At 72.9% G+C, this 26216-nt stretch carries 25 protein-coding genes and 1 pseudogene; 15 read left to right on the forward strand and 11 right to left on the reverse strand.

Annotated features, from left to right (window positions below):
- Positions 1 to 2: 2 nt before the first annotated feature.
- Complete coding sequence (locus NH2_RS13545; protein WP_084505515.1) at positions 3 to 2561, reverse strand: UvrD-helicase domain-containing protein; 2559 nt, start codon at positions 2559 to 2561, stop codon at positions 3 to 5.
- Positions 2562 to 2853: 292 nt separating this feature from the next.
- Here NH2_RS13545 and NH2_RS13550 point away from each other — a divergent pair, with 292 nt between their 5' ends.
- Complete coding sequence (locus NH2_RS13550) at positions 2854 to 3168, forward strand: chorismate mutase (protein ID WP_067653238.1); 315 nt, start codon at positions 2854 to 2856, stop codon at positions 3166 to 3168.
- Between the two features lie 63 nt (positions 3169 to 3231).
- Here NH2_RS13550 and NH2_RS13555 read toward each other — a convergent pair whose 3' ends face one another.
- The gene (locus tag NH2_RS13555; protein ID WP_067653240.1) at positions 3232 to 4683 is read right to left on the reverse strand and encodes an NAD-dependent succinate-semialdehyde dehydrogenase; all 1452 of its coding nucleotides are present in this window, start codon (positions 4681 to 4683) and stop codon (positions 3232 to 3234) included.
- Between the two features lie 183 nt (positions 4684 to 4866).
- Here NH2_RS13555 and pgi point away from each other — a divergent pair, with 183 nt between their 5' ends.
- Entirely contained in the window at positions 4867 to 6507 is a 1641-nt protein-coding gene (gene pgi, locus NH2_RS13560) for a glucose-6-phosphate isomerase (protein WP_067653620.1), read from the forward strand.
- On the opposite strand, the gene NH2_RS13565 is transcribed toward pgi, so the two are convergent.
- From NH2_RS13565 to NH2_RS13580, 4 genes are read right to left on the reverse strand one after another with little or no spacing between them, the layout of a single operon-like run.
- Positions 6476 to 6985 carry a potassium channel family protein gene (locus NH2_RS13565; RefSeq protein WP_067653242.1) on the reverse strand — a complete coding sequence of 170 codons (510 nt, stop codon included), beginning with the start codon at positions 6983 to 6985 and terminating at the stop codon, positions 6476 to 6478. The two genes, pgi and NH2_RS13565, sit on opposite strands and share 32 nt — an antisense overlap.
- A 7-nt stretch (positions 6986 to 6992) precedes the next feature.
- Complete coding sequence (locus tag NH2_RS13570; protein WP_245650554.1) at positions 6993 to 7655, reverse strand: nucleoside/nucleotide kinase family protein; 663 nt, start codon at positions 7653 to 7655, stop codon at positions 6993 to 6995.
- 34 nt (positions 7656 to 7689) lie between these two features.
- Positions 7690 to 9312, reverse strand: coding sequence for an acyl-CoA dehydrogenase family protein (locus NH2_RS13575; protein ID WP_067653244.1), 1623 nt, complete (start codon positions 9310 to 9312; stop codon positions 7690 to 7692).
- A gap of 11 nt (positions 9313 to 9323) precedes the next feature.
- The gene (locus NH2_RS13580) at positions 9324 to 9923 is read right to left on the reverse strand and encodes a TetR/AcrR family transcriptional regulator (RefSeq protein WP_067653246.1); all 600 of its coding nucleotides are present in this window, start codon (positions 9921 to 9923) and stop codon (positions 9324 to 9326) included.
- Positions 9924 to 9975: 52 nt separating this feature from the next.
- Here NH2_RS13580 and NH2_RS13585 point away from each other — a divergent pair, with 52 nt between their 5' ends.
- On the forward strand, positions 9976 to 10743 hold the full coding sequence (locus NH2_RS13585; RefSeq protein WP_245650555.1) for a crotonase/enoyl-CoA hydratase family protein: 768 nt from the start codon (positions 9976 to 9978) through the stop codon (positions 10741 to 10743).
- Positions 10740 to 12200, forward strand: coding sequence for a hypothetical protein (locus NH2_RS13590; protein ID WP_157103755.1), 1461 nt, complete (start codon positions 10740 to 10742; stop codon positions 12198 to 12200). Before NH2_RS13585 ends, NH2_RS13590 begins: the two co-directional genes overlap by 4 nt.
- On the opposite strand, the gene NH2_RS13595 is transcribed toward NH2_RS13590, so the two are convergent.
- Entirely contained in the window at positions 12187 to 12858 is a 672-nt protein-coding gene (locus tag NH2_RS13595; RefSeq protein WP_067653252.1) for a pyridoxamine 5'-phosphate oxidase family protein, read from the reverse strand. The two genes, NH2_RS13590 and NH2_RS13595, sit on opposite strands and share 14 nt — an antisense overlap.
- A 213-nt stretch (positions 12859 to 13071) precedes the next feature.
- Between NH2_RS13595 and NH2_RS13600 the strand changes: the two genes are divergently transcribed.
- The 4 genes from NH2_RS13600 (at position 13072) to NH2_RS13615 (ending at position 17728) form a co-directional block, all read left to right on the forward strand.
- Positions 13072 to 14442, forward strand: a complete 1371-nt coding sequence (locus NH2_RS13600; protein WP_067653254.1) for an aminotransferase-like domain-containing protein — start codon at positions 13072 to 13074, stop codon at positions 14440 to 14442.
- A 10-nt stretch (positions 14443 to 14452) separates the two neighbouring features.
- Positions 14453 to 14698, forward strand: coding sequence for a DUF2630 family protein (locus tag NH2_RS13605; protein ID WP_067653624.1), 246 nt, complete (start codon positions 14453 to 14455; stop codon positions 14696 to 14698).
- A gap of 2 nt (positions 14699 to 14700) precedes the next feature.
- Positions 14701 to 16128, forward strand: a complete 1428-nt coding sequence (locus NH2_RS13610; RefSeq protein WP_067653256.1) for a dihydrolipoyl dehydrogenase family protein — start codon at positions 14701 to 14703, stop codon at positions 16126 to 16128.
- Positions 16129 to 16216: 88 nt separating this feature from the next.
- Complete coding sequence (locus NH2_RS13615; RefSeq protein ID WP_067653258.1) at positions 16217 to 17728, forward strand: carboxylesterase/lipase family protein; 1512 nt, start codon at positions 16217 to 16219, stop codon at positions 17726 to 17728.
- On the opposite strand, the gene NH2_RS13620 is transcribed toward NH2_RS13615, so the two are convergent.
- The 3 genes and pseudogenes from NH2_RS13620 to cobF form a co-directional block, all read right to left on the reverse strand.
- A complete protein-coding gene (locus tag NH2_RS13620; RefSeq protein WP_067653260.1) occupies positions 17721 to 18587 on the reverse strand; it encodes an Fpg/Nei family DNA glycosylase in 867 nt (288 codons plus the stop codon). The two genes, NH2_RS13615 and NH2_RS13620, sit on opposite strands and share 8 nt — an antisense overlap.
- 38 nt (positions 18588 to 18625) lie before the next feature.
- Positions 18626 to 19054, reverse strand: coding sequence for a VOC family protein (locus tag NH2_RS29815; protein ID WP_245650575.1), 429 nt, complete (start codon positions 19052 to 19054; stop codon positions 18626 to 18628).
- Positions 19031 to 19759: pseudogene (gene cobF, locus NH2_RS29820) on the reverse strand (precorrin-6A synthase (deacetylating)); the annotation flags it as partial. The gene NH2_RS29815 and the pseudogene cobF, both read right to left, overlap by 24 nt.
- A gap of 22 nt (positions 19760 to 19781) precedes the next feature.
- Between cobF and NH2_RS13630 the strand changes: the two are divergent.
- From NH2_RS13630 to NH2_RS13660, 7 genes are all read left to right on the forward strand, one after another.
- Positions 19782 to 20588, forward strand: coding sequence for a thymidylate synthase (locus NH2_RS13630; protein ID WP_067653262.1), 807 nt, complete (start codon positions 19782 to 19784; stop codon positions 20586 to 20588).
- Positions 20585 to 21082, forward strand: coding sequence for a dihydrofolate reductase (locus tag NH2_RS13635; RefSeq protein WP_067653264.1), 498 nt, complete (start codon positions 20585 to 20587; stop codon positions 21080 to 21082). The genes NH2_RS13630 and NH2_RS13635 overlap by 4 nt, the downstream gene beginning before the upstream one ends.
- Positions 21083 to 21178: 96 nt before the next feature.
- The gene (locus tag NH2_RS13640) at positions 21179 to 21508 is read left to right on the forward strand and encodes a cupin domain-containing protein (protein WP_067653266.1); all 330 of its coding nucleotides are present in this window, start codon (positions 21179 to 21181) and stop codon (positions 21506 to 21508) included.
- 27 nt (positions 21509 to 21535) lie between these two features.
- Complete coding sequence (locus NH2_RS13645; RefSeq protein WP_067653267.1) at positions 21536 to 22558, forward strand: Dyp-type peroxidase; 1023 nt, start codon at positions 21536 to 21538, stop codon at positions 22556 to 22558.
- Positions 22555 to 23355 carry a family 1 encapsulin nanocompartment shell protein gene (locus tag NH2_RS13650; RefSeq protein WP_067653269.1) on the forward strand — a complete coding sequence of 267 codons (801 nt, stop codon included), beginning with the start codon at positions 22555 to 22557 and terminating at the stop codon, positions 23353 to 23355. Before NH2_RS13645 ends, NH2_RS13650 begins: the two co-directional genes overlap by 4 nt.
- The gene (locus tag NH2_RS13655; protein WP_067653271.1) at positions 23355 to 23900 is read left to right on the forward strand and encodes a hypothetical protein; all 546 of its coding nucleotides are present in this window, start codon (positions 23355 to 23357) and stop codon (positions 23898 to 23900) included. Before NH2_RS13650 ends, NH2_RS13655 begins: the two co-directional genes overlap by 1 nt.
- 44 nt (positions 23901 to 23944) lie before the next feature.
- Positions 23945 to 25285 (forward strand): TerD family protein, encoded by a 1341-nt coding sequence (locus tag NH2_RS13660; protein ID WP_084505547.1) that lies wholly within the window; start codon positions 23945 to 23947, stop codon positions 25283 to 25285.
- Between the two features lie 42 nt (positions 25286 to 25327).
- Here the strand turns inward: NH2_RS13660 and NH2_RS13665 are convergent, their stop codons facing one another.
- Entirely contained in the window at positions 25328 to 26194 is an 867-nt protein-coding gene (locus NH2_RS13665; RefSeq protein ID WP_067653275.1) for a LysR family transcriptional regulator, read from the reverse strand.
- Positions 26195 to 26216 lie beyond the last annotated feature (22 nt).

Genomic DNA, 26216 nt, shown 5'->3' on the forward strand with positions numbered 1-26216 from the left:
GGTCAGAGCTTCATCAGCGTCCGGCTGAACTGCGGGATGAGCCGGATGGTGCCCGCGGTGCCGAAATCGATGGTCACCGTGGCCAGCGGGCCGACGCCGTCGGCGGCGACCACCCGGCCGAGGCCGTACTTGTCGTCGGTCACCCGATCGCCCACCGCGAGCACCAGGTCGGTGTTGTTCCGCTTGGCGCCGCCCGGCGCCGGCCTGCGCGGGCCGCCGCGCACGCCGGGGCGCTCGTCCCAGCCGCTCCCCCTGGTCCAGTCCCTGGCCAGGCCATCGTCGTCGCCGCGCCTGCGGCCGCGCCCCGCGGTCTGGCTCACCGGCTCCAGCCGCTGCCAGTCGATGAGGTGCTGCGGGATCTCCTGCAGGAAGCGGGATTCCGGGTTGCTCACCGGCTGCCCCCAGCCGGAGCGCACCACCGCGCGGGACAGGTACAGCCGCTGCCTGGCCCTGGTGATCCCGACGTACGCGAGCCGGCGCTCCTCGGCCAGCTCGGTCGGGTCGCCGAGCGCCCGCATGTGCGGGAACTGGCCGTCCTCCCAGCCGGTCACGAAGACCACGGGGAACTCCAGCCCCTTCGCGGTGTGCAGGGTCATCATGGTGACCACGCCGGTGCCCTCGTCCGGGATCTGGTCGGTATCGGCGACCAGCGAGACCCGCTCCAGGAAGGCCGCCAGCGAGCCGGGGTCGGGCTCGCCCTCCTCGGCCTCCGGCACCAGCCCCTCGGCCGCCGCGGCCTCGGCATTGTTGTGCGCCTCCGAGCTGAATTCCCTGGCGACGCTGACCAGCTCGTTCAGATTGTCCAGCCGGGCGCCGTCCTGCGGGTCGTCCGAAGCCTCCAGCTCGCGGCGGTAGCCGGTGCGGTCCAGCACCGCGTCGACCACGGTGCCGACGTCGAAGTAGGCGGCGTCGGGCTGGGCGCCGAGCACGCGCACCTCGTCCAGCAGGTCGAGGAAGCCGGCGATGGCGCGCTGGGCCCTGGTGTTGAGCAGCGCGACCTTGCCCTCCGCCGCGTCCCGCAGCGCCGCCCCGAAGCCGAGGCCGCGCTGCTCGGCGTGCACCGCGACGCAGGCCTCGGCCCGGTCGCCGATGCCGCGGCGCGGGGTGTTCAGGATGCGGCGCATGCTCACCGCGTCCTCCGGGTTCTCCAGCACCCGCAGGTAGGCGACGATATCGCGCACCTCCTTGCGCTCGTAGAACCGGACGCCGCCGACCACCTTGTACGGCAGCCCCATGCGGATGAAGATCTCCTCCAGCGCGCGCGAGTTGTTGTTGGTGCGGTAGAAGACCGCGACGTCGCCGTAGTTGGCGTCGCCCGCGTCGACCAGCCGGTCGATCTCCCTGGCGACGAAGGACGCCTCGTCGTGCTCGTTGTCCGCGACGTAGCCGACGATCAGGTCGCCCTCGCCGGAATCGGTCCAGAGCTTCTTCTCGCGCCGGTTCTCGTTCCGCGCGATCACCGCGTTCGCCGCGGAGAGGATGTGCTGGGTGGAGCGGTAGTTCTGCTCCAGCAGGATGGTCTCGGCGTCCGGGAAGTCGCGCTCGAACTCCTCGATATTGCGGATGGTGGCGCCGCGGAAGGCGTAGATGGACTGGTCCGCGTCGCCGACCACGCAGAGCTCGCTCGGCGGCACCTCGCTGTGCAGCTCGCGGCCGTCGGGCCCGCGCTCGGGCGCGGCCGCCGCGTGCCCGACCAGCTCGCGCACCAGCACGTACTGCGCGTGGTTGGTGTCCTGGTACTCGTCGACGAGGACGTGCCGGAAGCGGCGGCGGTAGTACTCGGCCACCTCGGGGTGGTTCTGCAGGATGGCGACGGTCTCGCCGATCAGGTCGTCGAAATCGAGCGCGTTCGCCGCGCGCAGCCTGCGCTGGTACTCGGTGTAGACCTTGGCGACCAGGGCGGGCAGCTCGGACTCGTCGGACTCCGCGTCGAGCACCGCCTGCGCCGGGCCGATCAGCTCGTTCTTCAGGTTCGAGATGGCGGTGGCGAGCAGCCGGGCCGAGTACTTCTTGACGTCGATCTCCAGATCCCGGCTGATCATGGTGAGCAGCCTGCGCGAATCGTCCGCGTCGTAGATGGAGAAGTTGGAGTTCATGCCGGGCAGCAGCGCGGCCTGCATGCGCAGGATCCGCACGCAGCTGGAGTGGAAGGTGGAGACCCACATGCTCTGCGCCCGCGGCCCGACCAACCCGGCCACCCGCTCGCGCATCTCGGCGGCGGCCTTATTGGTGAAGGTGATGGCCAGGATCTGCCCGGTGTGCGCGCCGCGGGCGGCGAGCAGGTAGGCGATCCGGCGGGTGAGCACCGCGGTCTTGCCCGACCCAGCGCCGGCCACGATGAGCAGCGGCGCCCCCGCGTGCACCACGGCGGCGCGCTGCTGCGGATTCAGCCCGTCGAGCAGGTGCTCGGCCTCGTCCGCGCGCTTACGCTCGCGCTCGACCCGCAACTGCTCGCGCTCGTCCTGGCTCAGCGGCGCCTGCGCGGTGAGCGCGACCCGCTTCGCCGGAGCCGGAGCCGTTCGAGTGCCGTTCGTTTCGTCCTGCGCCACCGTGATGTCCATTGCCCATCCACGCTACCGGCGCGCACCGACAGAACCGAGCCCGGACCGGGGCGGTCGCCGCCCACCGGCCCCGCCGTCGGTGGTGTGGCAGACTGGCCGGGTGATCAGCAACCCGACCCGCAGCCCGGAGTTCCGGTTGTCCGCAGGCCACCCTTTCCGCGGATCCTGATCCACGTGTGACCTAGCGGGGGGAGAATCAAGGTCCACCAGGTTCTGTTTCAGAGTGAAAGAACCGATCGGTAACGACCAGGGGATGACGACCGATCCACGTTCTGACACGAGGAGATGAATGATGAGCACCCCTGCCACCACCGCCGGGTCGAATTCCGCGCCGTCCCCCGGGTCGGACGCTCTCCCGCAGAGCGAGGCCGAGATCGAGAAGCTCCGCAAGGAGATCGATCGGCTGGACGCGGAAATCCTCGCCGCCATCAAACGGCGCAGCGAGATCTCCCGGGTGATCGGCCGGACCCGGATGGCCTCCGGCGGGCCGCGCCTGGTGCACAGCCGGGAGATGAAGGTGCTCGAGCGCTTCAGTGAGCTCGGGCAGGAGGGGCACACCCTCGCCATGCTGCTGCTTCGCCTCGGCCGCGGACGTCTCGGCCACTGAGCTTCCACCCGCGACAGCCGCCCCGGATCTCCTCGGACCGGGGCGGCTGTCGCGCGTCCGGGCTCAGGTGAGCGCGATGTACTTGGTGGAGAGGTACTCCTCGATGCCCTCGCTGCCGCCCTCACGCCCGAAGCCCGACGCCTTGACCCCGCCGAAGGGCGCCGCGGTATCGGAGATCACGCCGCGGTTGATCCCGACCATCCCGCTCTCCAGCCCCTCGGCGATCCGCAGCGCGCGCTCCAGATCCCGGGTGTAGACGTAGGCGACCAGCCCGAACTCGGTGTCGTTGGCGGCGGCCAGCCCCTGCTCCTCGGTCTCGAAGGTGACCACCGGCGCCACCGGGCCGAAGACCTCCTCGCGCAGGATGCGGGCGTCCGCGGGCAGGTCGGCGAGGACCGTGGCGGGGTAGTACCAGCCGGTCCCCTGCGGCCGCTCGCCGCCGATCCTGACCTGCGCGCCCTTGGCGACCGCGTCCTCCACCAGCTCGGCGACGGTGTTCAGCTGATCCTCGCTGACCAGCGGGCCGAGCGTGGTCTCCGGATCGGTGCCCGGCCCGAGCACCACGGACTTCATGGCCTCGGCGAATTTGGCGGTGAACTCCTCGGCCACCCCGGCCTGCACGTGGAAGCGGTTGGCGGCGGTGCACGCCTCGCCGCCGTTGCGCAGCTTGGCCAGCATGGCGCCCTGCACCGCGGCATCGATATCGGCGTCGTCGAAGACCACGAAGGGGGCATTGCCGCCCAGCTCCATGGAGGTGCGCAGGAGCCCGGGCGCGGCCTGCTCGACCAGCGTGCGCCCCACCTCGGTGGAGCCGGTGAAGGTCAGCTTGCGCAGCCGGGAATCCGCAAGCAGCGGCTTGGTGACCGCGGCCGAGCGGCTGGACGGAATCACCGAGAGCACGCCGTCCGGCAGCCCGGCCTCGCTGCACAGCTTGGCCAGCAGCAGCATGGTGAGCGGGGTCGCCGAGGCGGGCTTGACCAGCATGGTGCAGCCCGCGGCGAGCGCGGGGCCGATCTTGCGGGTGCCCATGGCGAGCGGGAAGTTCCACGGGGTGATGGCCAGACAGGGCCCGACCGGCTGCTTGTGCACCAGGATCCGGCCGGTGCCGAGCGGCGAGTGCTGGTAGCGGCCGTGCACCCGCACCGCCTCCTCGGCGAACCAGCGGAAGAACTCGGCGCCGTACCGCACCTCGTTGCGGCTCTCCGGCAGCGCCTTGCCCATCTCCAGCGTCATGAGCAGCGCGAACTCCTCGCTGCGGGCGGTGATCGCCTCGAAGACGGCGCGCAGGATCTCGCCGCGCTCGCGGGACGGCGTCGCGGCCCACTCGGCCTGCACGGCGACCGCGGCGTCGAGCGCCCTGACGGCGTCGCGCGGGCCGGCGTCGGCGATCTCCAGCAGCACGTCACCGGTCGCCGGGTTGTGCACGGCGAAGGTGCCGCCCTCGACGGGATCGGCCGCGCCGCCGATCCACAGCGACGTCGGAACGGATTCGAGAACTTCGTGTTCGGAGGCCATGCCGCCAGCCTATCGACCTCGGGCGCGGTTACCGGGCGGTCCGCTCCCGGCCGCACAGCCTGCCGCGGAGCAGCGGGTTACCGCGGACCGGCGGCGCAGGGCACCGCCGGCGGGGTTGGTGCCGGCCGCGACTGCGTCACCGGCCGCCCCGCCTGCGGCGCCCGCGCTGTAATGTCGGTGGACGTGAGCAGCGACATCACCGCGTCGGCGGCATGGCGGAAACTGCACGATCACCACGGGAGCGTCGGGGGGACCCACCTGCGCGAGTTCTTCGCCGAGGATGCGGAGCGCGGGCGCGAACTCGTCGTCGAGGTCGGCGATCTGCGCATCGACTACAGCAAGCACCGCGTCACCCGCGAAACCCTCGCGCTACTCGCCGAACTGGCGCGCGAGGCGGACGTCGAGGGGCACCGGGACGCCATGTTCCGCGGTGACCACATCAACACCAGCGAGGACCGCGCGGTCGGGCACATCGCGCTGCGCGCCACCGCAGGCGAGCCGCTCACCATCGACGGCGCGGACGCCACCGCCGAGGTGCACGACGTGCTGCGGCGGATGGGCGAGTTCACCGACGCGGTGCGCTCCGGGGAGTGGCGCGGCGCCACCGGCGAGCGCATCCACACCGTGGTCAACATCGGGATCGGCGGCTCCGACCTGGGTCCGGTCATGGTGCACCGGGCGCTGCGGCACTACGCGGACGCCGGGATCGACGCCCGCTTCGTCTCCAATGTGGACCCCGCCGACCTGGTCGCCAAGCTCACCGGGCTCAACCCGGCGCACACGCTCTTCGTCATCGCCTCCAAGACCTTCTCCACGCTGGAGACGCTGACCAACGCCACCGCGGCGCGGCGCTGGCTCACCGCCGCGCTCGGCGAGGACGCGGTGGCCAAGCACTTCGTCGCGGTCTCCACCAATGCCGAGCGGGTGGCCGAGTTCGGCATCGACACCGCGAACATGTTCGGCTTCTGGGATTGGGTGGGCGGGCGCTACTCGGTCGACTCCGCCATCGGGCTCTCGGTCATGGCGACCGTCGGCAAGGAGCGCTTCGCCGAGTTCCTGGCCGGGATGCACGCGGTGGATCAGCACTTCGCCACCGCCCCCCTCGAGGCCAACGCGCCGGTCCTGCTCGGGCTGCTCGGGGTCTGGTACTCGAACTTCTTCGGCGCGGAATCCCGCGCGGTGCTGCCGTACTCGAACGACCTCGACCGCTTCCCGGCGTACCTGCAGCAGCTCACCATGGAGTCGAACGGCAAATCGGTGCGGGCCGACGGCACCCCCGTGCGCGCCTCCACCGGCGAGATCTTCTGGGGCGAGCCGGGCACCAATGGCCAGCACGCCTTCTACCAGCTGCTGCACCAGGGCACCCGGCTGATCCCCGCCGACTTCATCGGCTTCGCCGCCCCCACCGACGACCTGCCGACCAGGGACGGCACCGGCAGCATGCACGACCTGCTCATGAGCAATCTCTTCGCGCAGACCAAGGTGCTCGCCTTCGGCAAGACCGCCGAGGAGATCGCCGCCGAGGGCACCGATCCCGCGCTGGTGCCGCACAAGGTCATGCCGGGCAACCGGCCGACCACCACCATCCTGGCTCCGGTACTCGCCCCGTCGGTGGTGGGGCAGCTGATCGCGCTGTACGAGCACATCGTCTTCGTGCAGGGCGTGATCTGGGGCATCGACAGCTTCGACCAGTGGGGCGTCGAGCTGGGCAAGCAGCAGGCGCTCGCGCTGGAGCCGCTGCTCACCGCCGCCGAGGAGCCGGAGCCGCAGGACGACTCCTCCACCGACGCGCTCATTCGCTGGTATCGCGCAGCCCGCGGGTGATCGTCCCGGTGGCGACGGCGAGCAGCACGCCGACCACCACCAGGTCGAACACGATCTGCAGCATGGTGACGATGCGCGCCGCCTGACCGGTGGCGCGCACGTCGCCGTAGCCGACCGTGCCCAGCGTGACGATCGTGTAGTACAGCGCGTCGGTGCGCGTCTCCAGCCCGTCGAACTGGGCGGGGTCGTTCCGCGCCAGCAGGTAGTAGGTGAGCGCGAAGAACACGATCGTCACGGTGAGCAGCAGCAGGATCCCGTCCACCTGCCTGCCCGCCTGCCTCGGGGCCGCGGTGAGGCGGCGGACGTGGCGGTCGATGAGCCGGGTGAGGCCGGCGAAGGCCACCAGGAAGACGATGCTGCCGAGTGCTCGGCCGGCGAGGTTCAGCTCGAGCGGGATGCCGTAGTAGATGAGCAGGGCGCAGAGCACCGCGGTGCCGTTGCGGAGCACGCGGATGCCGTGCGAGTCGTGCGGGCGCATCGGTTCATCATGGGGTGGATCCGGGGGTGGGGGCGGGATCCACGCCGGGTGGACGCAGGACGAGGTCGGCTCGGTCTCTGGTCTCGGCGATCAGCTCCGCATTCCGCAGGTCGCTCTCGTACACCTTTCTTCGCGCCGCCTCCTCATCGCGCCCGCCCTGCCGATGGCGGTCGATGAGCCGTTGCGCGAGCAGGTCGCGCGGGGCGTCGAGGTACCAGATCTCGTCCAGGAGCGGGCCGACCTCCGCCCAGGTCAGCAGGTAGTTCCCCTCGACAAGGGCGATGCGCTGCGTCGTGAAGGTGACGCCGGCGGGCGTCGGCTCGTCGGTACTTCTGTCGAACGTCGGCCAGGGGACGGTCTTCTCGTGTCGCAGCACCCGGAGATTCGCCACGAATCCGGCGACGTCGAAGGTGTCGGGCTCCCCTTTCCGCTCCCGCGCTCCACGCTCGTCGAGCACCGCGTTCGGCAGGTGGTACCCGTCCATGGGCGCGATCTCCGCGTCCGGCGCGAGGGCTGCGCGCAGCCCTTCGGCCAGGGTGGATTTGCCGGTGCCGGGCGGGCCGGTGATGCCGAGCAGGACGCGCTGATCCGTCCGCTCGGCGCGGGCCCGCACCCGGCGGACGAGTTGCTCGAGCACCGGGTCCCGGCGCTCGGCACGATCCGGCTCCACGGTAGGGAATCGCGGCACGTCGGCTGCGGACCCGTCAGTCGACGAACGCCCGCTCGACGATGGAGTGCGTGTCCACGCCGACCGGAAGGGTGCCGAAGGCGATACCCCAGTCACCGCTGAGCCGGGTGGCGCAGAAGGCGTCGGCGACGGCGGAGTGGCCGTGGCGGACCAGCTGGGCGCCCTGCAGGACCAGGGCCATGAGCTCGATGACGCGGCGGGCGCGGTACTCGATGTCGGAGAGGTCGGTGAGTTCCTTGCCGACGCGGTCGATGGCGTCGTCGAGGCGCGGGTCGGCGCCGCGGGCGAGCGAGACCTCGGCGAAGTAGGCCTCGACCGACTCGGGCTGGCGGGCCATGGCGCGCAGGGCGTCGAGGGCGGCGACATTGCCCGACCCCTCCCAGATGGACATGAGCGGTGCCTCGCGGTAGAGCCGCGGCATTCCGGACTCCTCCGCGTAGCCGTTACCGCCCAGGCACTCCAGCGCCTCGGCGGCGTGCGCGGGGGCGCGCTTGCAGACCCAGTACTTGGTGATGGCGAGCGCGATGCGGCGCAGCGCGGCCTCGGCGGGGTCGGCGCCCGCCCGGTCGGTGGCTCCTGCCAGCCGCATCATGACGGTGGCGGCGGCGTCGGACTCGATCACCAGGTCGGCGAGGACATTGCGCATGGCGGGGTGGTCGAGCAGCGGCTTGCCGAAGGTCTGCCGGTGCCTGGCGTGGTGCACGGCGTGCACGGCGCCGACGCGCATCCCGGTGGCGGAGCCGATCACGCAGTCCAGCCTGGTCATGTTGACCATCTCGATGATGGTCTTCACGCCCGCGCCCTCGGCGCCGACGAGCCAGCCGGTGGCGTTCTCGTACTCGATCTCCGACGACGCGTTGGACTTGTTGCCGAGCTTGTCCTTGAGCCGCTGGATCCGGATCGGGTTGCGGGTGCCGTCCGGCAGCACGCGGGGCAGCAGGAAGCAGGAGAGCCCGCCCGGCGCCTGGGCCAGGGTGAGGAACATGTCCGACATGGGCGCGGAGGTGAACCACTTGTGCCCGACGATCCGGTACGCGCCGTCCGGCTGCGGGGTGGCGGTGGTGGTGTTGGCGCGCACGTCCGAGCCGCCCTGCTTCTCGGTCATGGACATGCCCGCGATCAGCCCGGTCTTGGTGGACGGCTCGCGCAGCCCGAAGTCGTAGCTGCGCGAGCCGAGCAGCGGCTCGAAGCGGGCGGCGAGCTCGGGGTTGTGCCGGAGCGCGGGGATCACGGCGTAGGTCATGGAGATCGGGCACATGTGGCCCGCGTCGGCGGCGCCCCAGGTGTAGAACTTGGCGGCCCGCGCGACGTGCGCGCCCGGCCGGTCGTCCAGCCAGGGCGAGCCGTGCAGCCCGTGCTCGACCGCGACCGCCATGAGCTCGTGCCAGGCCGGGTGGAACTCGACCTCGTCGATGCGGTTGCCGTAGCGGTCGTGCGTGCGCAGCACCGGCGGGTACTCGTTGGCGAGCCTGCCCCACTCCTGCGCCTCGGCGCCGCCCGCCCGCAGCCCGAGCGCGCGGACCTCGGGCTCGGCCCAGCCCGCGCCCTCCCGGTGCAGCCCCTCCAGCAGCGCCGGGTTGCGCGCGACGTCGAAGGGGACGATGTCGGGCACCTGGTTGAAGACGTCGTGGGTGTGCATGGTCGCTCCTCTCAGTGGAGGCCGAGCGCGCGCAGCGCGAAGGCCACCAGGTCGTCGATGACGGCGGGGTCGGCGGGTTCGGCGGCGAGCGGACCGACGAGGACCTCGCCGATCGCGCCCACCAGCGCCGCCGCGGTCACCGCGGGCCGCTGCGGCGGCAGCTCGCCGCGGGCGATGCCCGCCGCGACCGCGCCCTCGAAGGTCTCGGCGAAGGCGCGCCGGAAGTGCAGCCGCTCGGCGTCGACGGCGGCGTCGACCGGCTCCGCGAGCAGCACATAGGCCAGTTTGGGGTTGCGCAGGGCGCGACCCGCGAAGGTGCGGACGGCGGCCGAGACCAGCTCCGCCGCCGAGCTCTCGGCGGCGTTCGCGGCCGAGCGCACCGCCGCCACCTCGTGCGTGACCACCGTGCGGAAAACGGCCCGCACCAGCTCGGCCTTGCCCGCGTAGTGCTTGTAGACGGTGCCGGTGGCGATCTCGGCCTCGGCGGCCACCGCGGCCATGGACAGCCCGGCGAAGCCGTCGCGGGCGAGTACCCGCGCGGCGGCCTGCGTGATCAGCCCCGTCTGCGCATCCAGCCTGGCCTGCACGGCGGGGGTTCTGCGGTACGCCACGCAAGAAGTGAAGCATCTATTCACTTCTTCGCGCAAGGGGTAGGGTCGAGCCGTGAACGCTGTGCGGGTAGAACGCTCCGGCCCCGTGACCACGGTGATCCTGGATCGCCCCGAGGCGCGCAATGCGGTGGACGGCCCCACCGCCGCCGCGCTCGGCGCGGCCTTCCGCGAGTTCGACGCGGACGAGGGGGCGGCCGTCGCGGTGCTCTGGGGCGCGAATGGCACCTTCTGCGCGGGTGCCGACCTGAAGGGGCTCGGCACCGAGCGCTCGAATGTCGTCACCGAGGACGGCGACGGGCCGATGGGGCCGACCCGGATGGTGCTGAGCAAGCCGGTGATCGCCGCCGTCTCCGGGTACGCGGTGGCGGGCGGGCTGGAGCTGGCGCTCTGGTGCGACCTGCGAATCGCCGAGGAGGACAGCACCTTCGGCGTGTTCTGCCGACGCTGGGGTGTCCCGCTCATCGACGGCGGCACCGTGCGGCTGCCGCGCATCGTCGGCCAGGGGCGGGCCATGGAGCTGATCCTCACCGGGCGGGCCGTGGATGCCGCCGAGGCGCTGGCCATCGGGCTGGCGAACCGGGTGGTGCCCGCCGGGCAGGCGCGGGCCGCCGCCGAGGAGCTCGCGCGGGAGCTGGCCGGGCTGCCGCAGGAGTGCCTGCGCTCGGACCGCATGTCGGTGCTGGAGCAGGAGGGGCTGGACGAGGCCGCCGCGCTGCGCGCCGAGTACCACCACGGGCTGCGGGCGCTCGCGGGTGGTGCGCTGGAAGGGGCGCGGCGCTTCGCTGCCGGGGCCGGGAGGCACGGGGCCGCTTCGTCGTGACGGCTCGGCTGAGCGTCGTCGACGAGATCTTTCTGCGCACGCATCGGGGGATGGGGACGCCGATCGTGCTGCAGGGTGTCTGGCGGACCGCCGAGCGGGTGCCGGTCGGGGTGCTGTGGGCGCTGCACGAGGGGTTGCGGACCGGGGAGCTCGGGCGGCGGGTGCGCAGTGCCTCGGTGCCAGGGGCGCGGCGGGGGTGGGTGCGGAATGTGCGGGGGTTGCCGCTGACGCTCTACGGGGTGATTCCCGTTGCCGAGCTGCTGGATTGGGCCGATGCCCGCGGCGCCGAGCTGGACCCGTCGCGCGGGCCGGGGTGGCGGCTGGCCTACGCGCCGCTCGCCGACGGCGGCGCGGTGGTGTCGCTGACCTGCTCGCATGTGCTGGCCGATGGGCGGGCGCTCGTGCTCGCCGCGGATCGCGCGCTGCGCGGCGTCGGGGGTGCGGCGGAGGTGCTTCCGCTGGACGCGCGGGGTGATTGGGGGGATGCCCGGCGGGTGTGGGGTGTGGTGCTCCGGGGGACCGCGCGGGCGGGATCGGAGTGGTTGCGGCGCGGTATTTCCGAGCGTTCCGGAGCCGCGCGCCGCGCGAACGGCACTGGACCGCTGACCGCCGCCGCACTGCCGCGCCCCGTGGCAGCGGTGCCGAACGCCGCCGGTCCACGGGTCACGGGCGCGCCGGAGCCGCTCGGCGGCAGCGGTCCCGGCTCGCCAGGGGCGGCGCGCACACCGGCCGCGGCGGCGCAGCGCCCCGCCCCGCGCCGTGCCCTCCCCGCGGACCGCGGACCGCGGCTCCGCACCGCCCCGGTCCCGCCGGACGCCACCGCGACCGTCACCCTGGTCGCCCAGTCCCCCCTGGCCACCTGGGATTCCATCGCCGAGGAGCACAAGGGCACCCCCAACAGCCTCTTCGTGGCGCTGGTCGCGCACACCCTCTGGGAGCTCGGCCACCACCGGGCCGAACTCACCGCGAGCCTCCCGGTCGACACCAGGGCCGAGCCGCGCGTCGACAACGACCTCGCGATGACCGCCATCCGCATCACCCGCACCGACACCCCCGCCGACCTGCGCGAAAAGGCTCGCGCCGCCTACGAGTACCGCATGACCGGCCCGGCCGGAATCCCGGAGCAGATCCTCCAGGTACTCCCGGACCGCCTGGCCCACACCCTCGCCGCGGGCGCGGGCGAGCGCGACATCCTCTGCTCGAATATCGGCCCGCTCCCCGACTCCATCGGCGCACTCGGCCCGAGCCGCTGCACCGGCATGGCGGCCCGCGCCATCCACCCCGGCCTGCGCCCGGACCGGCTGCCGCGCACCCGCCTCTCCGGCTACCTCTGCCACCTCGGCGGCGAGTACACCCTGGCCCTGGTCGGCCTGGAGCCCGAGCGCACCCGCGCCGAGCTGCGCGCCGCGCTGCTGCGCGCCGCCGAACCCTTCGGGCTGCCGCTCACACCGTGGTGACGGCCGCCCGGCCGAGCACCGAATCCGGCACGCCGACGCCGGGTTCGAGGTCGGCCGAGGAGATGGGCGGGTCGAAGACCTGACGCAGCGGAAGCACCCCGGCCCAGACCCCACCGGCCGCGATATCGTCGGCATCGTCCACCGGCCCGCCGGTGCGCACCTTGACCGAGGCCTCGGTGAGGTCGAGCGCGAGCACCAGCGTCGCCGCCAGCTCCCTGGCATTCGGCGGCCGCACCCGCGCCCAGGAGCCGGGGGCGGTGTGCTCGACGATCACTCGCAGCGCGTGCAGCCGCCGCTCGGCATCGGTGAGCCGCTCCGGCCTGCCGTGGATCACCGCGGAGCGGAAGTTCATCGAGAAGTGCATGGCCGAGCGCGCGTAGACGATGCCGTCCACCTGGGTGACGCTCACGCAGACATCGCCGGTGAGCGCGGCCCGGATGTTCCCGGAGCCGGTGGAGCCGTGCAGGTAGAGGGTGTCGCCGTCGCGGCCGTAGACGGTCGGCACCACCAGCGGGGCGCCGTCGAGCACGACGCCGAGGTGGCAGAGCGCGCCCGCGTCGAGCAGGGCGTCGAGCTCGGCGCGGTCGGTGCGGCCGCGCTCCCGGCTGCGGGTGAGCCGGGTGCGCGGGGTCGGGGCGAGCGGGGCACGTTCGGTCATGGTTCCAGCGTGCGCCGGTAGGTGGCATTATCGAAGGGCCAATTCGCGGAAGGTTCGGAAGACCACTTCGGGCTCGCGCCGGCCGCGCAGCGGAGACCGGCCCGGTCGTACCGGATCTCGTCGCGGCGGGGCACCGCACACGTACCCGACCCCACCTCCGGGTGAATGGTGCCGCACGACCGTGGCCCCGGACCACAGCAAGGACTGCACCCCGTGACAACCCCTGCCGACGAGTTGCCACTCACCTTCGATCGGGCGAGCGCGGTCCCGCTCGCCGTGCAGGTCGCGGACGGCCTGCGCCGCGCGGCGGGCTCCGGGCTGCTGCGCCGGGGCGACCGGCTGCCTTCCTCCCGCGCACTCGCGGCCCGGCTCGGGGTGAGCCGGACGGTGGTCGCCGCGGCCTACGACCGCCTGCACGCCGAGGGCTGGCTGGGCGGGCGGCCGGGCTCGGGCACCTACCTGCTCGCCGCACCCGCCGCGGCGCCCGCGGCCCCGGCGCCGCTGCCGTCCGACACCGCACACAGCGGGTTGATCGACCTCGCACCGGGCGCACCCTGCGCCACCGTCATCGACCGGGCCGCCTGGCGCCGGGCCTGGCGCGCCGCCGCCGACCGGCTGCCCGCCACCCGGCGCGACCGGGCGGGCGAGCCCGCCTACCGCGCCGCCGTCGCCGAGCACCTGCTGCGCCACCGCGGACTGGCCGCTGGCCCTGAGGTCACCGTGCTGGCGACCACCGGCACCGGCGCCGCGGTCGCCGAGATCGCGGCCGCGGCGCTGCCGCCGGGCGCGGCGGTGGCCGTGGAGGATCCCGGCTACCAGCGCGCGGTCGGCGGCTTCCTGGCCGCCGGGCTGCGGGTGCTCCCGGTGCCGGTGGACGACGGCGGGCTGCGCGTCGACCTGATACCGGACGGCGTCGCGGCGGTCTACTGCACCCCCGCGCACCAGTTCCCGCTCGGTAGCCGGATGAGTGCCGAGCGCCGGGTGCACCTGGTCGACCTGGCCCGCGAGCGCCGCTTCCTGGTGCTGGAGGACGACTACGACGGCGAGCTCCGCTACGACACCGCCCCGCTGCCGCTGCTCGCCGCGCTGGCCCCGGACGTGGTGGTGCACCTCGGCACCACCAGCAAGATCCTCTCCCCCACGCTCGGCGCGGGCTGGCTGGTCGCCGCGCCCGAGGTGGCCGCCGCGGTGCTCGCGCACCGGGACCGCACCGGCACCGCGCCGTCGCCTGCGGGCCAGCTGGTCCTGGCCGAGCTCGCCGCACACGGCGACCTCGCCGGGCACCTGCGCAAACTGCGCCGGGTCATGCCCGCCCGCCGCGCGCTGCTGCTCGACCACCTCACCGGGCTCGAGGTGCTCGGCGACGACGCTGGCTCGCACCTCGTGGTCCCGCTGCCCGGCGCCGCGGCCGAACACGCGGCGGTGCGGGCCGCCGCGGCGCGCGGCGTGCTCTTCGACGGCCTGGCCAGACACCACCTCGGGGAACGGCACCGCTTCGGCGTCGCGCTCGGCTACTCCGCGGCGAGCGAATCGGAGCTCGCCGTCGCCGCTCGGATAGCGGGCGAGTGCCTGCGGCGGTCGTAGCATGGGCGGCATGAGCGAACAGGACCTCCTGGCCCGTATCCGTGAGCTGGTCGACCGGGAGCACGAGCTCCGGTCGCAGGCCGAGAACCGGGAGAGCGATCCGGAGACCGAGCGCCGCAAGCTCGCCGAGCTCGAGGTCACCCTCGACCAGTGCTGGGACCTGCTGCGGCAGCGCCGGGCCCGGCTGGACGCGGGCGAATCCCCGGACGACGCCGCGGTCAACTCGCCCGGCCAGGTCGAGAACTACCTCCAGTAGCCGTGACCGACGAATTCGACGTCATCGTGATCGGGGCCGGGCCGGCCGGCGAGAACGCCGCCGCCTACGCCATCGCGGGCAGCGATCGCACCGCCGCGCTGGTCGAGCGCGAACTGGTCGGCGGCGAGTGCTCCTACTGGGCCTGCATTCCCAGCAAGGCGCTGCTCCGCCCCGGCCACGTGCTCGCCGCCGCCAGGGCCATGCCCGGCGTCACCGCCGACGGCCTCGACGTGGCCGCGGTGCTGGCCCGCCGCGACTCCTTCACGCACCGCGACGACCGCGGCCACGACGACTGCTCCCAGGTCGACTGGGCCGAGGACAACCGGATCACGGTGGTCCGCGGGCACGGGCGGCTCGCGGGCGAGCGCGCCGTCGAGGTGGAGGGCCGCACCCTGCGCGCCAGGCACGCCGTCGTGCTGGCCACCGGCACCACCGCCGCCGTCCCCGACGTGCCGGGCCTGCGCGCCGCGCTGCCCTGGACCTCGCGCGATGCCACCGCCGTCACCGAGATCCCCGGCCACATCGCCATCATCGGCGGCGGCGTGGTGGCCTGCGAGGCCGCGACCTGGCTGGCCGCGCTCGGCGCGCGGGTCACGCTGCTGGTGCGCGGGCGGGCGCTGCTCGCCGGTAACGAACCGTTCGCGGGCGAGCGGGTCGCGGCCGCGCTCACCGGCACCGGGCGGGTCGAGATCCGCTTCGGCGCGCAGCCCGAGCGGGTGCACCGGCCGGCGGCCGCCGACACCGGCGAGGGCCGGATCCACGGCGGCCCGGTCACGGTCGAGCTGGGTACCGGGACCGTCGAGGCCGACGAGATCCTGGTGGCGGCGGGCCGCGCCCCGCACACCGGCGACCTCGGGCTGGCGACCGTCGGGCTGGAGCCCGGCTACCTCGCGGTCGACGACCACCTCACCGTCGCCGGTGTGCCCGGCGAGTGGCTGTACGCGGTGGGCGATGTGAACCACCGGGTCGCGCTCACGCACATGGGCAAGTACCAGGCCAGGGTGGCGGGCGATGTGATCGCCGCCCGCGCGGAGCGCCGCCCGCTGGACAGCGCCCGCTACACCGCGCTCGCCGACCACGATCTCGCGCCGCAGGTGGTCTACACCGATCCGGAGGTGGCGGCGGTCGGGCTCACCGAGGCCGCGGCCAGGGAGCGCGGGCTCACCGTCTCCGCGGTCGAGCTGGATATCGCGGTGGCGGGTTCCGCGCTGGCCAGGGACGACTACGCCGGGCACGCCAAGCTGGTGATCGACGAGAGCACCGACACCCTGGTCGGCGCCACCTTCGTCGGCCCGGATGTCGGCGAGCAGCTGCACGCGGCGACCATCGCCGTGGTCGGCCGGGTACCGCTCGCGACGCTGTGGCACGCGGTCCCGGCGTTCCCCGCGGTCAGCGAGTTCTGGCTGCGGTTGCTGGAGGCGCGGCGGTAGCGCTGGCACTCGGTGCCGATGGGCTCAACGGTACCGCTGGTTCCGGTTACCCCTGTCGGCAAGCGCCCGCGCTGGATACCATCGGGGCATGGTGGCAACGACAGACATCACGATCGCCGACGGAGTCGTCCGCGGTCGTCGCGGTCGTCGCGTACTGCGCTGGCGATCGATTCCGTACGCGGCCCCGCCCGTCGGCGACCAGCGCTTCCGCGCGCCGCAGCCGGTGCAGCCATGGTCCGGCGTCCGGGACGCGACCGAGTTCGGCAACGCGGCCATGCAGCACCGCGAGGGCGCTCGGATCGGCCCGCGCGGGTACCAGCCGACCAGCGAGGATTCGCTGACACTCAATGTCACGGTGCCCGCGCGGGCGTCCGCGTCGCCGCGGCCGGTGCTGGTCTTCATCCACGGCGGCGGGTACCTCTTCGGCACCTCGGCGCTCGGGCTCTACTCCGGCGCCAGGCTGGCCCAGCGCGGCGACGCCATCGTGGTCTCGCTGAACTACCGGCTCGGCGTCTTCGGCTACGTGGACTTCGGCGAGTACAGCAGCGCGAGCCGGGCCTACGAGAGCAATCTGGGGCTGCGCGACCAGGTGGCCGCGCTGCGCTGGGTGCGCGACAATATCGCCGCCTTCGGCGGCGACCCGGGCAATGTCACGATCTTCGGCGAATCCGCGGGCGCGCACGCCGTGCTCGCGCTGCTCGGCACTCCCGAGGCCGGTGGCCTCTTCCACCGCGCCATCTCGCAGAGCCCGCCCGCCGACTGGGCGATGACCGCCGAGGATGCCCGCACCTTCGCCCGCCGCTGCCTGGACGAGCTCGGCATCGCGCCGGAGGCCGCGAACAAGGAGCTCGGCACGATCGACGGGCACGAGCTGCGCCGCGCCTTCAACCGGGTCGCGCGCCGGGTGGTACACGAGCGCCGCGGCCTCTTCCCCACCTCCCCGGTCGTCGACGGCGAGTACCTGCCGCTCCCTCCGGTGCAGGCCATCGAGGAGGGCAGCGCGCACCGGGTGCCGCTGATCATCGGCACCAACCGGGACGAGGGCACGCTCTTCGCCAAGTTCGCCGACGAGCTGCCGACCACCCCGGACCGGCTGCGCTCCGCGCTGGAGTCGGTCGGCGCCGACCAGGAGCGGATCGCCGCCGCCTACCCCGGCTTCGCGGACAACCCGCGGGTCGCGGTGAGGGCAGGCGGCGACTACGTCTTCTGGCGCCCGTCGCTGCGGGTGATGGCCGGGCACAGCAGGCACGCCCCGACCTACGCCTACCGCTACGACTTCGCGCCGCGCGCCCTGCACCTGGCCGGGCTCGGCGCCACCCACGCCTCCGACCTCATCCCGGTCTTCGGCGGCGGCGACGGCCCGCTCGGCCGTGCCCTCACAGCGGCGGGCGGCGGCAGCGGGCTGCGCGCCGTCACCAGGCAGTTCCAGGACAACTGGGTGGAGTTCGCCCGGACCGGGACGCCGCTGCCCTCCTGGCCGCGCTACACCGAGCAGCAGCGCAGCACCCTGATCATCGACGACCCGACCCGGGTCGAGCACGATCCGGAGCCGACCAAGCGGCTGGCCTGGCAGGGCGTCGGGGTGCCGAGCCTCACTTGAGCAGCCGGGACATCCGGCGGTCGGCCAGGGTTCGGCCGCCGGTCTGGCAGGTGGGGCAGTACTGGAACGAGCGGTCCACGTAGGAGACCTCGCGCACGGTGTCGCCGCAGACCGGGCAGGCTTCGCCGGTGCGCGCGTGCACCCGCATCCCCGAGCGCTTCTCGCCCTTCAGCCGGGCAGCGTCCTGCCCCACCGAGCGCCGCACCGCGTCGGTGAGCACCGCGCGCATGGCCGCGTACAGCTCGGCCGTCTTCGCCTCCGGCAGCGTCTTGGTATTGGCGAACGGCGAGACCTTGGCGGTGTGTAAAATCTCGTCCGAGTAGGCATTGCCGATGCCGGCGAGCAGCGTCTGGTCCACGATGGCGGTCTTGATCCGCTGCGAGGTGCCGCGCAGGAGCGCGCCGAACTCCTCCTCGGTGAGCGCCAGCGCGTCCGGGCCGAGCCTGGCGATGCCGGGCACCTGCTGCGGATCGTCCACCACGTACACCGCGAGCCGCTTCTTGGTGCCCGCCTCGGTGAGGTCGAAGGCAGGCGTCGCCCCCGCCGGGGTGAAGAAGTGCACCCGCAGCGCCAGCGGCCCCCGCCCCGGCTTCGGCGGGTTCGGACTCGGCTCGTCGATCCAGCGCAGCCAGCCGCCCCTGGACAGATGCGTGAGCAGCCACAACCCGCCGCAATCGAGCCCGAGGAACTTGCCGAACCGCCCCGCCCCGGTCACATCCCGCCCGGACAGCGCCGTGATCGGCGGCTCGAAGGTCTTCACCGCGCTCAGCGCCGCAATATCGATCCGCCCGACCACGGCACCGGTCGCATGCTCCCGCAGGAACTGCGCCAGCGCCTCGATCTCCGGCAGTTCGGGCACATCGCCAGGTTACCGGCGAGGGCCGACAGGTGCGGGAATCAACTCGGCACCGTCAGCTGCCAGACGTGGCCGTCGGGGTCGGCGAAGGTGGCGGTGAAGCCCCAGGGCTGGGTGGCGGGGGCGGTGATGACGGTGGCGCCCGCGGCGCAGGCGCGGTCGGTGGCGGCGATGACCTCGGCCTCGGTGCGGAGGGCGAGGCCGAGGAGGCATTCGCTGGTGCCGGGGGTGGCGACCGAGCGGTCGCCGAGCACCCAGCCGAAACCGCCGGTGGGGACGAGCATGAGGGTGGTGCGGGCGTCGAGGCGGTACTGCAGGGGCTCGGGCACGCCGTCGCCGGCGAGGTCGCCGAAGGGCTCGAGGCCGAGGGCGTCGCGGTAGAAGGCGACGGCGCGGCGGCGGTCCTCGGTGGGCAGCGCGATCACCAGCGGGGGCACCTCGGTGGCGCGGCGGAGCAGGTAGATGTCCATGATCCAGCCCTTGGCCGCGCGCAGCTCGGCGCGGCGGGCGACGATGCGCGGGCCCACCTCGGCGAGCGGGCCCTCGATCAGCTCCTCGTCCGGCATGCCGAGGTAGGCGCCCCACCAGATGTGCACGTCGTCCGGCGGCACGGTGGTCCACGCGCAGTCGCCGTCCAGCATGACCAGCGTCGGGTCGTTGCCGAGCCCCTCGGCGCGGAGCCTGCGGCCGGTGGTGATGTGCACCGGCTGGCCGATGCCGTGCAGCACCGTGCGGTGCGCCGCCGCCAGCGCCTGCGGGCTGGTGATGCCGGGGATCACGGTGTACTCGAAATCCTGCGTGCCGCGAATGGTCTCGACTAGCCGCAGCGTGCTGTCGTAGAGCGCGGGGTCGCCCCAGACCAGGATGCCCCCGACCCCGTCGACCGCCGCGAACTCGGCGGCGAGCAGCGCGGCGCGGCGGCGGTGCCAGTCCTCGACCGCGCCGCGGTAATCGCCGGGGTCGCGGTCGCGCGGGGGGTCCTGCACCTCGACCACCCGGTGCCCCGCCCCGGCGTGCCGGTCGAGGATGGTGGCGCGCAGGTCGAGCAGTTCCCGCTTCTCCTCGCCCTTGCCGATGACGAAGAAGGTGTCCACCCGCCCGATGGCCGCGACGGCCTGCAGGGTCACCTGGTCCGGATGGCCGGCGCCGATTCCGATCACGTAGAGCGTCCGCATGCGCCGAGACTAGAGTCGACGTGTGACGACTGCGCCGGACACCCAGTACGAGGACCTGCTGCGCCTGGTCCTGAGCACCGGAACCGCCAAGGGCGACCGCACCGGCACCGGCACCCGCAGCGTGTTCGGCCACCAGCTGCGCTACGACCTGAACTCCGGCTTCCCGCTGGTCACCACCAAGCGCGTGCACCTCAAGTCGGTGGTCTACGAACTGCTCTGGTTCCTCCGCGGCGACTCCAACGCCCGGTGGCTGCAGGAGCGCGGGGTGAAGATCTGGGACGACTGGGCAGGCCCGGACGGCGATCTGGGCCCGGTCTACGGCGTGCAGTGGCGGTCGTGGCCCACCCCCGACGGCCGCCACATCGACCAGATCACCGGCGTGCTGGAGACTTTGCGCACCGACCCGGATTCCCGGCGCATGCTGGTCTCCGCGTGGAACGTCGCCGAGCTGGACAAGATGGCGCTCGCGCCGTGCCACGCGCTGTTCCAGTTCTACGTCGCGGACGGCAAGCTCTCCTGCCAGCTGTACCAGCGCAGCGCCGACCTCTTCCTCGGCGTCCCCTTCAATATCGCCTCGTACTCGCTGCTCACGCACATGGTGGCGCAGCAGGCCGGGCTCGGCGTCGGCGAGTTCGTCTGGACCGGCGGCGACTGCCACATCTACGACAACCACGTCGAACAGGTCACCGAGCAGCTCGGCCGCGACCCCTACCCCTTCCCCGAGCTGCGGCTGCGCAGGGCCGATTCGCTCTTCGGCTACGACTACGAGGATGTCGAGATCCTGGGGTACCGGCACCACCCGGCCATCAAGGCGCCGGTGGCGGTGTGACCGCCCGGACCGTCGGGCTGATCTGGGCGCAGACCCCGGCCGGGGTGATCGGCAGGGACAACGGCATTCCGTGGCGGGTGCCGGAGGACGTCGCGCACTTCAGGGCGACCACCGCGGACCACCCGGTCGTCATGGGCCGCCGCACCTGGGACTCGCTGCCCGCGCGGTTCCGCCCGCTGCCCGGCCGCCGCAATATCGTCGTCACCAGGCAGCCCGGGTGGTGCGCCGCGGGCGCCGAGTCCGCCACCTCGGTCCCGGCCGCGCTGGCGCTGGCCGGAACCGGGACGGTTTGGGTGATCGGCGGCGCCGAGATCTATCGCGAGGCGCTCGCCGCCGCCACCGACCTCGCCGTCACCGAGGTCGAGCTGGCCGTCGAGGGCGACAGCTTCGCCCCCGCGCTCGGCCCGGAGTGGGCGGCCGACGACCCGGCCTGGCAGGCGTCGAGCACCGGCATCCGCTACCGCATCCGCCGGTATCGGCGTGCGGAGCGCTGAACCCGGCATATCGCCGCGCGGCGTCGGGCATACTTCGGTTCATCAGCACCTGTGACCTCAGCCACAGCCCGGCCGAGGTCGGCGCGAAAGGTTGTCATGGACAAGAAATCGCTCACCGCGGTGGCCCGGCAGCAACTGAAGCTCGCGGCCACCGCGACCAGCGGCCGGAGCTCCCAGACCCTCTTCGGCGGTCACGCCAACGCCCTGCGGCAGACCGTCGTCGCGCTCACCGCGGGGCAGAGCCTGGCCGAGCACGACAATGCCGGGGAGGCGACGCTGCAGGTCATCAGCGGCACGCTCATCCTGATCAGCGGCACCACCGAGTGGAAGGGCTCGGCAGGCGATCTGCTGGTTGTCCCCAAGGCGCGGCACAGCGTGAAGGCTGTGGATGATGTGGCGTTTCTGCTGACCGTCGCGAAGTCGTGAGCGCGCCGACGATCTAGGCTTTCCGGCATGGGTGAGCCGCAGCCGATCCTCGAACCGCTCACACCGGCCGCCATCTTCCTCGTCGCCACGATCGCCGAGGGGGGCGAACCGGTGGTCCGCGACCTGCTCGCCGACCTGCCCGGGCTCCGCCGCTCGGTCGGCTTCCGGCTGCCCGGCGCCGGGCTGACCTGCGTCGCCTCCATCGGGTCGGCGGCGTGGGACCGGCTCTTCGCCGGGCCGCGCCCGGCCGAGCTGCACGAGTTCCGCGAGTTCAAGGGCGAGGTGCACAGCGCGCCGGGCACCCCTGGCGACCTGCTGTTCCACATCAAGGCCGAGGTGCACGACGCCTGCTTCGAGCTGGCCATGGCGATCGGCGACCGGCTCGGCGACGCGGTGCGGATCGTGGACGAGACCGTCGGCTTCCGCTACTTCGAGCAGCGCGACCTGCTCGGCTTCGTGGACGGCACCGAGAACCCGGAGGGCGCCACCCCGCAGTCCGACGCCGGGCGCACGGCGCTGATCGGCGACGAGGACCCGGATTTCGCCGGCGGCAGCTACGTCATCGTGCAGAAGTACGTGCACCCCATGGACAAGTGGCGGGCGCTGCCGGTGCCGGAGCAGGAGAAGGTGATCGGCCGCAGCAAGCTGGACGACTTCGAGCTGGCCGACGACGTCAAGCCGCCGGACTCGCACGTCGCGGTGAACACGATCGTCGACGCGGACGGCACCGAGCGGCAGATCCTGCGCGCCAACATGCCCTTCGGCAGCGTCAAGGACGGCGAGTTCGGCACCTACTTCGTCGGCTACGCGGCCACGCCGAGCGTTACCGAACGCATGCTGGAGCGCATGTTCACCGGCACGCCCGACGCCGCCTACGACCGCATCCTGGATTTCTCCGTCGCGGTCACCGGCACGCTGTTCTTCACGCCGCCGAACGACTTCTTCGACGACCTGCCCGATCCGCCGGAGCAGCCCGCGGCGCCCGCCGCCGAGCGATCGGCCGACGGCTCGCTGGGAATCGGCACGCTGAAAAGGAGCACCAACCGATGAACAACCTGCACCGCGAACTAGCGCCGATCACGCCCGAGGCCTGGGCGCAGATCGAGGAGGAGGCGAAGCGCACCTTCAAACGGCACATCGCCGGGCGCCGCGTGGTGGATGTCTCCGGGCCGTTCGGGGTGGACTACTCCGCGGTGGGGCTCGGCCGCACCACCCCGATCGCCGCGCCGGACCAGGGCGTCGAGGCGCGGCAGCGGGTGGTGGCGCCGCTGGTGGAGCTGCGGGTGCCGTTCACGCTCTCCCGCGAGGAGCTGGACAATGTCGAGCGCGGATCGCAGGACACCGACCTGGACGCGGTCAAGGACGCCGCGCGCAAGATCGCCTTCGCCGAGGACCGCGCGGTCTTCGAGGGCTATCCCGCCGCGGGCATCAAGGGCATCAGGGCCAGTGCCTCGAATCGGCCGATCGGGCTGCCCACCGACACCCGACTGGTGCCGGAGGCCGTGGCACAGGCGCTCTCCGCGCTGCGGCTGGCCGGGGTCGACGGGCCGTACTCGGTGCTGCTCAGCGCCGACCTCTACACCGAGGTCTCGGAGACCTCCGACCACGGCCACCCGATCCGCACGCACATCGAGCGGCTGCTGCCGGAGGGCGAGATCATCTGGGCCCCGGCCATCGGCGGCGCGATCGTGCTCACCTGCCGCGGCGGCGATTTCGACCTGCGCATCGGCCAGGATCTCGCCATCGGCTACCTGAGCCACGACGCGGAGTCGGTGCGGTTGTACTTCCAGCAGAGCATCCAGTTCCTGGTGTACACCGCCGAGGCCGCGGTCTGCCTCTCCGCGTGATGGACGACGCGGTGGCGACGGAGCGCCCTGGCCCGGTGCGGGCCGGGGTGGTCCCCGGGTCCAGGATCGCGCTGTACGCGGTGGCGGCGGTACTGGTGACGGCGGCGCCCTGCGCCGCGGTGGTCGCGCTCTTCGGCGTGCACCGGGTGGTCACCGGGGTGCTGCTCGGCGGGGTGTTCGGGATCGCGGTGCTGGTGGCGCTGTTCCGGCGGGACGCGGTGGTGCTCGGTGAGCGCGGGATCGAGCGGCGCACACCATGGTCGGCGGAGCCGCTGTCGTGGGAACGGGTGGTCGGCGGGCGGTTCGCCCTGGACGAGCGGGCCCGCTGGGCGCTGGCGCTGGATCTGACCGGCGACGCCGAGCTGGTGCTGCTCTCCATCCCGCCGGTGGTGCGGCCGGTGGGCAATGCCTACGAGATGCGCAAACGCGAGCAGGTGCGGCAGCTGCGGCAGCTGCTGCGGGAGAAGCGCATCCCCATCACCGTGCTGCCGGAGATCGCAACCGCATTACAACGGCACTGGCGCCTGGCACCGCCCGCCCGCTGACCGGTATACCTGGTGCGGAGCGAGACGCGGAGGCTGAAGTGTCGATGAAGAAGGGCGCCAATGTCGCGGTGCCGACCTCGGTGTTGCGGATCGAGGTATCCGCGGCGCCGGATGTCGCCGCGCTGTTGCTGGCCGGGGGGCGGGTGCGCAGCGACGCCGATTTCGTGTTCTTCAACCAGCCCGCGCACCCCTCCGGTGCGGTGCACTACGAGCGCGAGCACATGCTGGTCGCGGATCTCTCCCGGATCGAGGACGCGGTCGATTCCATCGTGATCGCCGTCGCCGGAGACGAACCGCTCGGTGCACTCACCGCGCGGGTGCTCGACTCCACCACCGGGGCCGAGGTCGCGGCCTTCGAATGCCGGGCCGACGCGGAGAACGCGCTGGTCGCCGGGGAGCTGTACCGGCGCGGGGGCGGGTGGAGGTTCCGTGCGGTCGGGCAGGGGTACACCTCCGGGCTGGCGGGGCTGGTCGTGGCGCACGGGGTCTCGGTGGACGAGGACACACCGAAGGTCGATTCCGGAGCCGAGCCTTCCGGGGTGCGGCAGGCAGCTGCGGAGCAGCGCCCCGCGCCTGCTCAGCAGTATCCCGTAACGGGTGATCCGGCGTCGGCACAGCCATTTTCGGTTCCGGCACGAACCGCGCCGACACTGCCGAATCCGGCCCCGGTCCGCGGTGCACCGCACCCGACACTGGTCAACCCGAATTCGCGGGCACCGCATCCGACGGCGGTCGACCCGCGCGCGAACGCGCCCTACTCGCCCCCGCCGGACAAGGTGACCGAGGAACTCCCGACCCTGTCGCTGACCAGCGTCGGCGCCACCTCCGGGCTGCTCAGGATCAACCTGAGCTGGTCCATCCCGGCGATCCGCGGCATCGCGGGCCGCGGCGCCCCCGACCGCCCCCTCGACCTGGACCTGTGCTGCCTGTGGGAGCTGAACGACGGCAGCAAGGGCATCGTGCACGCCCTCGGCGAGTTCGGCAGCCTCGCCGGCCCCCCGTTCCTGAAACTCGACACCGACGACCGCACCGGCCGCCCGGACGGCGAGAACCTGCTCATCGACCTGGACCACACCCCCGACTTCCGCCGCATCCTGGTCTTCGCCTCGGTCTACGAGGGCGCCGACGACTTCCGCGGCGTCACCGCCACCGCCACCCTGCACCCGGTGCACGGCGCCCCCATCGAACTCAGCGTCGGGGGCTGCACCGACAACTCCCGCAAGGTCGCGCTCGCCATGCTGGAGAACGTCGCGGGCGACCTGGTCCTGCGCCGCGAGGGCCGCTTCATCCCCCCGCCGACCCGCCCGCCCTTCTTCCTGAACATGGCGGTGGACGAGGCGTATTCGTGGGGTTTGGCCTGGGTGAGCGCACCGGCCAAGGAGTAGGTGTCGTTCGGAAAACTCTGCACCCGGTGCAGGGTTTTCGATTCATTCCTCGGTGGGGAGGTCGCCCCGGAGTGCGCGCCGGGCCGCGGCGATCGCGGGGTGACCGCCGGTGCCGCGACGGTAGGCAAGGTGCGTCCGGCGCTGGATGGGCAGCGGAGTGAGTACCACGCCGTCCGGGGCGCTCGCAGTGCCGAGGTCGGGGACGAGGGCCACACCCTGCCCGGCGGCGACCAGGGCGAGTACCGCCCCGAAATCGTCGGCGTGGTGCCGGATTCGCGGCGGGAAACCGGCCGCCTCGCAGGCGCGGAGGGTGAGGGCGTGGCAGAGGGTGCCCGGGGTTCCGGCGATCCACGCGGACTCGCGGTGGGACGCGAGGGGTTGCGCAGAGCGCGCGGCGAGGTGGACGGTCTCGCGGAGCAGTGGTTCGGTTTCCAGACCCGGGTCGGGGACCACGGGGACGTAGTCGTACTCCTGGACGAGGGCGATATCGAGCCGCTCACCGCGCAGCGCGTCGGGGACCGAGGCCGGGTCGAGCTCGGTGACCATGAGATCGAGCCCGGGGTGCGCGCTGCTCAGCGCCACGATGGCGGGGGTCAGAATGGCCGGGACGGCGGAGGGGAAGACACCGATGCGCAGGGTGCCGGTGAGCTCGGTGGCGGCGAGTTCGGCGGCGGCGCGCTGCAGCACCGCGAGGAGTTCCTCCGTGTGCGCGACCAGCCCGCGGGCGGCGGGGGTGAGCGTGACCCGGCGGCCGGTGCGCTCGAGCAGGGCCGCCCCCGTCTCCCGCTCCAGCGCGGTGAGCTGTTGTGACACCGCCGAGGGGGTGTAGTTCAGCGCTTCGGCGACGGCGGCGATGGTGCCCCGGTGGGCCAGTTCGCGAAGCAGCCGCAGTTTGCGGACATCGAGCATAAGTTCAGCTTATGCTCGATGT

Source organism: Nocardia harenae NBRC 108248, from assembly GCF_001612885.1.
GTDB lineage: Bacteria > Actinomycetota > Actinomycetes > Mycobacteriales > Mycobacteriaceae > Nocardia > Nocardia harenae.

Excerpts from the sequence above, each read along its gene's own strand:
- NH2_RS13545 (WP_084505515.1), bottom strand. The coding sequence starts at position 2,561 with ATGGACATCACGGTGGCGCAGGACGAAACGAACGGCACTCGAACGGCT.
- NH2_RS13550 (WP_067653238.1), top strand. The coding sequence starts at position 2,854 with ATGAGCACCCCTGCCACCACCGCCGGGTCGAATTCCGCGCCGTCCCCC.
- NH2_RS13555 (WP_067653240.1), bottom strand. The coding sequence starts at position 4,683 with ATGGCCTCCGAACACGAAGTTCTCGAATCCGTTCCGACGTCGCTGTGG.
- NH2_RS13565 (WP_067653242.1), bottom strand. The coding sequence starts at position 6,985 with ATGCGCCCGCACGACTCGCACGGCATCCGCGTGCTCCGCAACGGCACC.
- NH2_RS13575 (WP_067653244.1), bottom strand. The coding sequence starts at position 9,312 with ATGCACACCCACGACGTCTTCAACCAGGTGCCCGACATCGTCCCCTTC.
- NH2_RS13595 (WP_067653252.1), bottom strand. The coding sequence starts at position 12,858 with ATGACCGAACGTGCCCCGCTCGCCCCGACCCCGCGCACCCGGCTCACC.
- NH2_RS13605 (WP_067653624.1), top strand. The coding sequence starts at position 14,453 with ATGAGCGAACAGGACCTCCTGGCCCGTATCCGTGAGCTGGTCGACCGG.
- NH2_RS13615 (WP_067653258.1), top strand. The coding sequence starts at position 16,217 with ATGGTGGCAACGACAGACATCACGATCGCCGACGGAGTCGTCCGCGGT.
- NH2_RS29815 (WP_245650575.1), bottom strand. The coding sequence starts at position 19,054 with ATGGACATCTACCTGCTCCGCCGCGCCACCGAGGTGCCCCCGCTGGTG.
- NH2_RS13640 (WP_067653266.1), top strand. The coding sequence starts at position 21,179 with ATGGACAAGAAATCGCTCACCGCGGTGGCCCGGCAGCAACTGAAGCTC.
- NH2_RS13645 (WP_067653267.1), top strand. The coding sequence starts at position 21,536 with ATGGGTGAGCCGCAGCCGATCCTCGAACCGCTCACACCGGCCGCCATC.
- NH2_RS13650 (WP_067653269.1), top strand. The coding sequence starts at position 22,555 with ATGAACAACCTGCACCGCGAACTAGCGCCGATCACGCCCGAGGCCTGG.
- NH2_RS13655 (WP_067653271.1), top strand. The coding sequence starts at position 23,355 with ATGGACGACGCGGTGGCGACGGAGCGCCCTGGCCCGGTGCGGGCCGGG.
- NH2_RS13660 (WP_084505547.1), top strand. The coding sequence starts at position 23,945 with ATGAAGAAGGGCGCCAATGTCGCGGTGCCGACCTCGGTGTTGCGGATC.
- NH2_RS13665 (WP_067653275.1), bottom strand. The coding sequence starts at position 26,194 with ATGCTCGATGTCCGCAAACTGCGGCTGCTTCGCGAACTGGCCCACCGG.